Source organism: Thalassobacillus sp. CUG 92003 (genome assembly GCF_013618635.1).
Classification (GTDB): Bacteria; Bacillota; Bacilli; order Bacillales; family Halobacillaceae; genus CUG-92003.
In genome coordinates this window covers 1-8,251 of record NZ_JABLSJ010000024.1, presented here as the reverse complement: position 1 = coordinate 8,251, position 8,251 = coordinate 1, and the positions used below count along the sequence as shown (strand labels likewise).

The window sequence follows — 8,251 nt, the reverse complement described above, 5'->3', positions numbered from 1 at the left end:
CATACTAAACTGTAATAACTTTCAGATTTTATATTGGGCTTATTAAACTAAAGCCCCCTATAACAGAAGACTTGATCTCGAGGTATACACGAGTTGATCTTCCACTAACGCATCCGGTTTTTATTTAATAAGATCCTAAAAATTCTGTCTCCATTTCAACCTCTTTTACAGTCTTATCTTCATACACCTTATAAGCCCTGGCATTAGGTCTGTAACTAACTATCTTACTTAATTCTTGATCAATATAGTGAAGAGCAACTCCATCATCAGTGGCAAAACCAGAATCAATTTTACCCTTTGCTACAAGTTCCTGATAGGAAGCTCTTCTATTTGCTTCTCCATCATAATGAGGGCAATTACTTCCTTTGAGGAATCCTAAACACTTTATTGGCTCGAGTTTATCACCAAAAGAGTCAGTAACTCCTTCTTCAAACCAACAAATTGAACCGGCACTGATGCCAGCTAATACAACCCCTTGCTCCCAAGCCTTATTCAATATAGAATCTATTCCCCATTCTTTCCATAAGACTAATAAATTCTTGGTATTTCCACCGCCAACATATATAATGTCTTTTTCTAGCAAAAAGCTCTCTAAATCTCTTGTGGGTGGTTTAAATAATGATAAGTGGGACGGATGACATTGATGTTTTTCGAAGAAGTCATAAAATCTTGAAATATAATTATCAGAATCTACACTTGCAGTTGGAATAAAGCAAATCTTTGGAGTTGTTTTATCAGATTGATTAAGAATGTAACTGTCTAGCAACGGATTCTCAGGCTCCATAGAGAAACCTCCCCCACCAAAAGCAACTATTTGATTCATCACGGCACCTCCCTTTCAATTTTTTATATGTTATTTACCCTGAAATAGAGGCGAATACATTATTAAGCATTGGCCCCCGTTTCTGTAAGACTCAGATTCGAGATAAATCCTCGCGACGAGGGGAGTTAGCCCTGACATGCTGTATGGCTTCGCTATATAAATTTTGATCCATTGTTAACACCTATACTTTCAATTGAATACTAAGAGTTGTGGCGGTTGCTACTACTTATTACTGGATAGACCCCATTTGTTAAAAGCCCGAAACTGAGAGAACCCAAATTAGATCTTGCCACCAAATAAACACTCTTGTTAAAGTACATCCTAATATTATATTGTTAACTCTTCTATTCCTAGATTCTTGAACTGCTGATGAATGTATTGATGTCCAAATTTATTTTCCACTTCTTTTGTAACCAGTATAGTTAAATTCCTTTTCGACCTTGTAAGTCCTACATAAAGATAGTTCATCATTTTGTTTTGGTCAAAAACTTCCTTAAATAAGTACGGGGCGAGTTGGGAAGAAACAATGAATAAGCAGTTATAACCTTCTAAACCTTTGATACCGTCAATTGAATTTACTAAAACACCAGGTTCATCTGAGATCATACTTTTATATTCACCTACAGCAGATCCAATTTTCCCTTTATCTCTCTTATCCATAACTATTGCAAGATCACCTTCAAGTTCATTAAAAATTTCACTAGTGCTTTTTCTAATTTTAATCGCATTTATTGTCTTCCTTAAAAGAATATATGCCTGTTGGTCTATGTTCCTCTCTTTCATATAGGACGACTTCCTTGTAAGGATTTTCAACTCGTAAAATAAATGATTTGCTATTCTTCTTTTGTCTTCTTTATGAGTTTTAAATCGAGCATTCTTTTGATAAATGTAAGCTAAATCAAACAAATCACTTTCAATTCCTTTTTTAATTTCACATTTGGACTCCAATGCGTAATGTAATGTTCCCTCTTCTTTTGTTGAAACTTGATGTTCTTCTGATGCAATAAAGCTGTTTGAAAAATCAACGTGCTTAATTGGACAACGGTGGTTTTCTGGCTTGTATTCGACAGGTATATCCCCTGATATAATTTGTCTGAAAGCACCTCTATTTCTTAGGTCTTGTTTAGGATCACCTATTAACACTAATATTGTAATGATTTAGCATAGACAATACCTTAGAAAACTCATTGTCCATATCTTGTGATTCGTCCACAAATATTGAATCTAGGTACCTAGATATCATTCTCAAAGCATTCTTACGCCTTAATTTAATCTTTTTGGTATCATTGCTTTTACCATATAGAAGATATTTAGCAGTCTTTGTTACGTCTTCTACATGTATTATATTTCCCTCTCTTAATTCCTTTTTCTTTATTGATTTAAATATATGATTTGATGAAAGGGGGATCTGTGATGCAGATTTATAAATGTAACCGTAAATTAAATGATTAAAAGGATAAATTATCTCTCGTAACAAAAAAGAATGAATAGTTTCAACTTTTACCTGCTTAGGAATGCTTCCCTCATTTTCTATTATTTTTTCCCTTATCCTTTCTCTAGCAGAATTAGTGTAACTAATGACGTATATAATCTTACCGTTAGTAAACTCTTTTTTAAGTCTTGAAATTACCACTTCAGCCATGGAGGTGGTTTTCCCAGCACCAGCACCAGCAACTACAATGTTCATTATTTTTCACCTGTTTTCAAGAAATGAATTACTTTACTTATGTGAGGGGGCAATTCAATATCCTTTAAAGCATCGGTACCAATATCTTTGCAAAAGCGTAACATTGTATCAGTTTTTGCCTGTTTCCACTTCTCGGATAGCTTGTCTTCCGTATCAATCTCTTTCCAAGAATGTTCAGTAGAAAAGTAAGTTTTCAGTTTAACGAAATTATCACCGGTTTTTACGAATTCAGGTTCTAGAGTGTATTCTTGGGTAGTTGCAACGCAAACATTGGAATGATGATTATATTCTTCATGATGCTGTTGGGCTTTCGGCTGGTTGTCATAGTCTCTGATTACACCAATTCTGTGATTGGACCCTTCATTCACTTTAAGCCATATATCCATCATACCCCTGAAACCTTTGTGTAAAGAAATCACTTCAATGTCATGCAACTGGTCGGTTTGTGTACTTAAATATGATTTGATAAGCATTTCTTCTGTGGGACCTTCTACTAAAATGCACTTTCTTGAATATAGGAACTTAAGAAAATCTAAGTTTGGTTTTTTCGCCGAGTAATCTAACTGATTTTCTTCTAACTGCTTCTTTAAAGCATAAGTTTTTCCTTCTGCTACTACAGCCACGTTATTTAAATCTAACTTATTAAGAAATTCTGGACTGTGTGTTGAGATAAAAAGTTGCAGTTGATTGTTGTTACTCATTGTTGTGTTGATAAAGCTAGCTAAAAGGTGTTCATTGCTTACACTTAGATGAGCCTCTGGCTCTTCTATTGTCAAGATATTTAAAGCTACATCACTCTCTATACTTAGGGAATTCAACATAACAAATAAATATATCAAGTTTCGATATCCAAGCCCTTGAGCATTTAAATATTCGTCTCCATAACCCAAGCGGACATTATTTAATAAAGAATTCATGCTAGGGATGTTCGGAAGTAAAGTAATTTGTTCAAAGAAATCTCTAGCATTCTCTAAGTCGGATGTGTCCTGCCAATTAAATACTTCTTCTATACTGCTAATATCCTTTAAATCATTAAAAAATGTCTCATATGATTGTTCTACTTTCTTTTTATCAGCGGGAGCCATCCTACTATGCAAAAGAGATACTAATGATTTAGAACCTAAATGAGAAGCTTTATTTGAGAAATCATCCCTTTCAGCAGCTAAAGAACTGTATTTGAAATAAGAAAGTTCTGCAAACGAAACCTTTTCATTTGTTGTAGGTATAATTATTTGGTATTTATAGAACTCGATTGGTAGTAGATTCATCTTTAGATTTTCTATAGATCCTACATCCTGCAAGATCCCAGAGACATGATCAAGCAAATCTTGAGGTTCTTCAACTTTAAATTCATATCTAATCGAGAACGAAGGCGGATTTGCTTCTAAATCATTTGTCCAATTACGAACATAGTACTCCTCCGATAAATCTTGAGGAGTGAAGGAAACTTCAACGATTACTGAAGGTATGTAACTAAGAAAATCTTCTAGTTGACACTCTTTACGTTTGATTGAGTCTAAGTTACTTTCTAAAAATGAGTAATACTCTTTTTTTGCATCACTATTTAAATCTTGCCAACCCAAATTCTTATTAAGCGATCCAATTTCATGATTGATAAAAGGAAGGGTTATTGCCCTAAGAAGATTACTTTTTCCACTATTATTATCGCCTATAAAGACAACAACATTATTAATATCAATATCAACTTTTCTTAGGTTTCGGTAATTATCAACCTTTATATTAGAGATATTCAAAATTAAACTCCTTTACAAGCTGTAATGGTCCAATTATACTACTTTACCTAATTATGGAACAACACATTGATAGTGAGTTACTCAGGTAAAATAACATTTATCTCGAAACTGAGTCTTCCACCATCCTGCCCAAACACTAAAAAGAGGGCAATTCTTTTGCTGCAGAATTGCCCTCGTTTCTATAAGACTTGAATTCAAGATAATCACTGCCAGGGGTGGTTTTTTTACCTTTGTCGGAAGCGCTAGAACCGTCCTCTCGCTTCATATTCATTCGTTTGCATGTCAGCCGTTATTATTGAGACTACCCTGGTACAAAACACAGAGGAAAAACAAAAGCCCCTAGAAGGTGTTTTTGTTTTTCCTCTGTGTTTTCTTGAGTATTACCAATGAACATATTCTTCCTCATGCAGTCCAAAGAATTCGATAAATATATCGAAGATTTCTTGTGCTGTTTGGTGACCTCCGCAATGTTCAGGGGAAATGCATACGGTTATAAGATCCCAATCTCCTTCGTCATCATACTGTTTAAATCGTCCCAACTGATTTTTTATGTACTCATCGCTGTAGCGAAAAGGATTCCCATTAAGATTGTTTTCAATGTTGTTATAAGCATGCAGATTAAAAAAATCTAAGTCCAAGTCCAAAATAAAACTTTGATTTACAGGACGAAAAAATTCCATTCGGTGTTCATTTTCAAATTGATGATACGTATAAGAATGTATCACGTCTTCGGGAGGGTTATCATAATCACCTATCATATATACTTCTTTAATGGTATTAGTGGCTTCAGCTGCTTTTATAAATTCAAAGATTTCTAGTTTTTCTCCTAGAATGAGAGCCTCTCTCTCATTCTTGACCTCTGGCACTCTCCAATTTGGTTCTAGATAATCATCATGAAAGTCAACGTGAAGCAATCTTGCTCCTGGTTTTATTTCTCTATTCTTCCGGCCGAATTCCCACGCCGAAAAAGCACAATTATGGTCTCGCATAACATAAATATTTCGATTAGGATATTTAATTTTCCATGTACTATTCATGTGCTTTACTTTTTTCATTGACTTCCTTCCTCCTAAAAAAACTTAATCCACCATTCATTTTATCCTCAAATGAATCTAATTTAAAAGAACCTTTTCCCAAAATAAAGAGGCTTACCTTTGCTACAGATAAGCCCCCGATACAGGAAGACTTGATTTCAAGATAATTACCAAAATCGCTATTAATCACCGATGCCCATCTATTCGAGCTTGTATGTACCCATAGTAAGCGCAAGTTCCATTTTGAGATATATCTTTAACCTCAAAACCACATTTTTTGTAAAAACTAAAGTTATTAGCAGACGTATGGGCAAACCAGTCACCATGTGGTAGTTTTTGTACACATAGTTCAACAAGTTTCTGTCCAATCCCTTTACCTCGATAATTAGAAGAAACAACTAAATCCATGATATTACCTGCCATGATTTGGTCAGAAATTACTCTTACCATTGCAATCATTCTATCGTCATCCCAAACAGTAAATGCCCAAGTTGAATTCTCAAACATGAGAGTAAATTTTTCCTTTTGCCAACTTGGGTTTTCTCTTACCCATCCTGCATCCTTAAATAGTTCTTCAACAAATTCACCAGGAACACCTTTTACCCCTTCTCTAATTACAAGTCCATTATAGTATTGATACATAAGCTTCCCCCTAACTTATTGATTGAAAGTCTTTAAGCTTTATTATAGAAACGCCCCCGTTTCTATAAAACTTGAATCCGAGATAACTTTGTTGTTTGCACCTCAATTTATATAATGAAAGAAACAGTAAATCAAAGTGGTAGATGCATTTCCCTTGTTGGGTTATAAACTTTAAGCCAATTTTCTGTTTCCGCCTTAATCCAACCTCCAAAGTGATCCAAGAATTTCAATATTTCTTCTGAACTTGATAAGGGGTTGATTGCGTACCAAAGCGCTGTTTTCATCTCTTGCTCTTTTTCAGGATAATGCTTCGAAAATAGTTCATAGGCTGGGAACAGATCCCTTGTGTACGACTTTTCTTGAACAATAACAAGCGCACCACCAGCCCTCACAATTATTCTCATGATCCATGAACAGCAGTCCTTAATGTCCTCAATGTCGTCATTTCCCGTTAAATCATGCTTGGCTTTATCAATTAGAGATGTTAAGTGAATGAGGTGTTCATTCGCCAAGGAGCTGTCGGGTTTATAATCAGGGAGCTTACTTATTAGGTTTTCGCCATAAACACAGATACCATAGGTTTTTAGAATAAAAGGAATCATAGAGCAATATTTAGACTCCTCAACCTCACTTAAAGGGCTGAATCCTAATTCTACACCGTTTATAAAAGAGAATTTCTGATCAATAAATTGTTCCGTCTCCTCCACCCAATCCAGGTCAAGTTCTTCAGGATTGGAATAGGTTACGATTATTACGTCCACATCCGATACACCTTCAATGTCTAACCCTCTTGGCACAGAACCTCTTATGTAAATGCTGTGAATTTCCTTTGGTAAAGCTGAAAGACAGCTTTCATTTATAAATCGGATGACTTCTCGAAATTTATTATTAATTTTTTTGTGATCAGACTGGTTTATGATATAGCCTTTGTCGTCTAAAGTACATAAAGATCCTATTTCTTTAATTTCCGTCATACTTAAAAGTCCCCATTTCTTTTCAGAATGTATTTATTCAATAAAATGACCTTTTCACATACAAGGAGTGCATATTCAAGATTTGCCCCCTATTCTTTAATACTTGAATTCGAGATATTTTGATGATGTTCATTTTAAACTAGCGCACCCGTTAGTTGAATTTCTTTTTATGGCATAGAAGTTACTGCCAACTCTATTAAACCTGTTACAACAAGCAAAAACACCATAAAGGAACTTGAATACAATACAAGTTTCCTTATAGTGTTTTTTTCTTTTATTTGTTTATAAGCGATAAACCCTAGCACAATCGAAATTAACCATATAATTACACCCAACGTTGAAAATAAATAAGCTGAATTCGCTATCCACAATACGGTAACTAACAAATAAAAAAGCATCAAAGCCCAAGCTAACCCTTTCATACCATCTCTCCCTCTTTAATCAATACAGACTAAATTCCATCATAAATAAATTAACATTCTTATTAAGTTAGCCTGCTCCATTAGCACAAAAAGAGCAGCCTCGAAAAGTAGTCAGAGCATTAAAGTATTGCACCCGTTACTGAATAAAAGAGGTATTTACATTTTCGATATTCCGTTAATGAAAATGCTAAATAATAAACTGATTGTTGTTAAGCCAGCAACTGGGAGGGCAAACCCTTTGTTGTTTTTAAATTCATATATAACTGTGACCAATCCTGCTACACATAACACTAACCAAACAGGCATAAAAATGGCATCTGCAATATTCGTTGGTAATAAAGCGTAACCGCTAGTTAAGAAAAATGCCCAATGCAAAACCAACAGCCCTAATATTACATAAGAAATTTTTCGAGGTGGTTTTCCTTTCCCTTTTTTTCTAACAACTATAATTGGAGTAACGATTGAAGTTATTGCAATAATGCTTATAACCAGTAAAAATATTATTGATAATCCAATGATGATCACTCCTTTTCAAAATATTTTTTGAGAAACCTACATTTTGTTCATAAAAATGCACCTCACTAAGTTAGCTTTATTGTAAAATACTATTTATTGTTTTTCAATAAATAATTACCCTTAATCATTATATGATTGTTGTTTTTTAAGTTTACTTTTTTGAATAAGAATTAAAAAGCATCTCTAATTAGAAAGAGATACTTCTTAAATCATATAGTGTTGTTCAACTAACCTGCCTCGTCAGTTAAAAAGCTAAATGTCCCGATATTTCTTGCTCTTATGTAATAAAGGGCAAGTACTCTATTGAGCAATCGCCCCCGTTTGTTTAATTAGCTACCATTATTTTAGAATAAACAAAAGTAAGTAGTAGAGTTAATAAACCAAGAAGAACGATTCCCC

The 8,251-nt window shown here is 34.2% G+C and carries 10 protein-coding genes; all 10 read right to left on the bottom strand.

Going from position 1 to position 8,251, the window contains the following annotated elements:
• Positions 1-124: 124 nt before the first annotated feature.
• The 10 genes from HOP45_RS20320 to HOP45_RS20280 all read right to left on the bottom strand — a co-directional run bounded on the left by HOP45_RS20320 (position 125) and on the right by HOP45_RS20280 (position 7,861).
• Positions 125-823 (bottom strand): Type 1 glutamine amidotransferase-like domain-containing protein, encoded by a 699-nt coding sequence (locus HOP45_RS20320; RefSeq protein WP_181351306.1) that lies wholly within the window; start codon positions 821-823, stop codon positions 125-127.
• Between the two features lie 327 nt (positions 824-1,150).
• Positions 1,151-1,966, bottom strand: coding sequence for an ATP-binding domain-containing protein (locus HOP45_RS20860; RefSeq protein WP_255437788.1), 816 nt, complete (start codon positions 1,964-1,966; stop codon positions 1,151-1,153).
• Entirely contained in the window at positions 1,953-2,510 is a 558-nt protein-coding gene (locus tag HOP45_RS20855) for a UvrD-helicase domain-containing protein (protein WP_255437787.1), read from the bottom strand. Before HOP45_RS20855 ends, HOP45_RS20860 begins: the two co-directional genes overlap by 14 nt.
• Positions 2,510-4,264: an ATP-dependent nuclease gene (locus tag HOP45_RS20310; RefSeq protein ID WP_181351305.1), complete on the bottom strand. Its 1,755-nt coding sequence runs from the start codon at positions 4,262-4,264 to the stop codon at positions 2,510-2,512. The genes HOP45_RS20855 and HOP45_RS20310 overlap by 1 nt, the downstream gene beginning before the upstream one ends.
• A gap of 380 nt (positions 4,265-4,644) precedes the next feature.
• Complete coding sequence (locus HOP45_RS20305) at positions 4,645-5,319, bottom strand: UPF0489 family protein (RefSeq protein ID WP_181351304.1); 675 nt, start codon at positions 5,317-5,319, stop codon at positions 4,645-4,647.
• On the bottom strand, positions 5,294-5,488 hold the full coding sequence (locus tag HOP45_RS20300; protein ID WP_181351303.1) for a hypothetical protein: 195 nt from the start codon (positions 5,486-5,488) through the stop codon (positions 5,294-5,296). The genes HOP45_RS20305 and HOP45_RS20300 overlap by 26 nt, the downstream gene beginning before the upstream one ends.
• Positions 5,485-5,940 (bottom strand): GNAT family N-acetyltransferase, encoded by a 456-nt coding sequence (locus HOP45_RS20295; RefSeq protein WP_181351302.1) that lies wholly within the window; start codon positions 5,938-5,940, stop codon positions 5,485-5,487. Before HOP45_RS20295 ends, HOP45_RS20300 begins: the two co-directional genes overlap by 4 nt.
• A gap of 131 nt (positions 5,941-6,071) precedes the next feature.
• Positions 6,072-6,914 carry a nucleotidyltransferase domain-containing protein gene (locus HOP45_RS20290; protein WP_181351301.1) on the bottom strand — a complete coding sequence of 281 codons (843 nt, stop codon included), beginning with the start codon at positions 6,912-6,914 and terminating at the stop codon, positions 6,072-6,074.
• Between the two features lie 167 nt (positions 6,915-7,081).
• Positions 7,082-7,336: a hypothetical protein gene (locus HOP45_RS20285; RefSeq protein WP_181351300.1), complete on the bottom strand. Its 255-nt coding sequence runs from the start codon at positions 7,334-7,336 to the stop codon at positions 7,082-7,084.
• A 156-nt stretch (positions 7,337-7,492) separates the two neighbouring features.
• Positions 7,493-7,861: a hypothetical protein gene (locus HOP45_RS20280; protein ID WP_181351299.1), complete on the bottom strand. Its 369-nt coding sequence runs from the start codon at positions 7,859-7,861 to the stop codon at positions 7,493-7,495.
• Positions 7,862-8,251: the final 390 nt, after the last annotated feature.

What these genes read in the sequence shown, in the direction of transcription:
- HOP45_RS20285 (WP_181351300.1), bottom strand. Translation starts at nt 7,336, where the DNA reads ATGAAAGGGTTAGCTTGGGCTTTGATGCTTTTTTATTTGTTAGTTACC.
- HOP45_RS20320 (WP_181351306.1), bottom strand. Translation starts at nt 823, where the DNA reads ATGAATCAAATAGTTGCTTTTGGTGGGGGAGGTTTCTCTATGGAGCCT.
- HOP45_RS20855 (WP_255437787.1), bottom strand. Translation starts at nt 2,510, where the DNA reads ATGAACATTGTAGTTGCTGGTGCTGGTGCTGGGAAAACCACCTCCATG.
- HOP45_RS20305 (WP_181351304.1), bottom strand. Translation starts at nt 5,319, where the DNA reads ATGAAAAAAGTAAAGCACATGAATAGTACATGGAAAATTAAATATCCT.
- HOP45_RS20290 (WP_181351301.1), bottom strand. Translation starts at nt 6,914, where the DNA reads ATGACGGAAATTAAAGAAATAGGATCTTTATGTACTTTAGACGACAAA.
- HOP45_RS20295 (WP_181351302.1), bottom strand. Translation starts at nt 5,940, where the DNA reads ATGTATCAATACTATAATGGACTTGTAATTAGAGAAGGGGTAAAAGGT.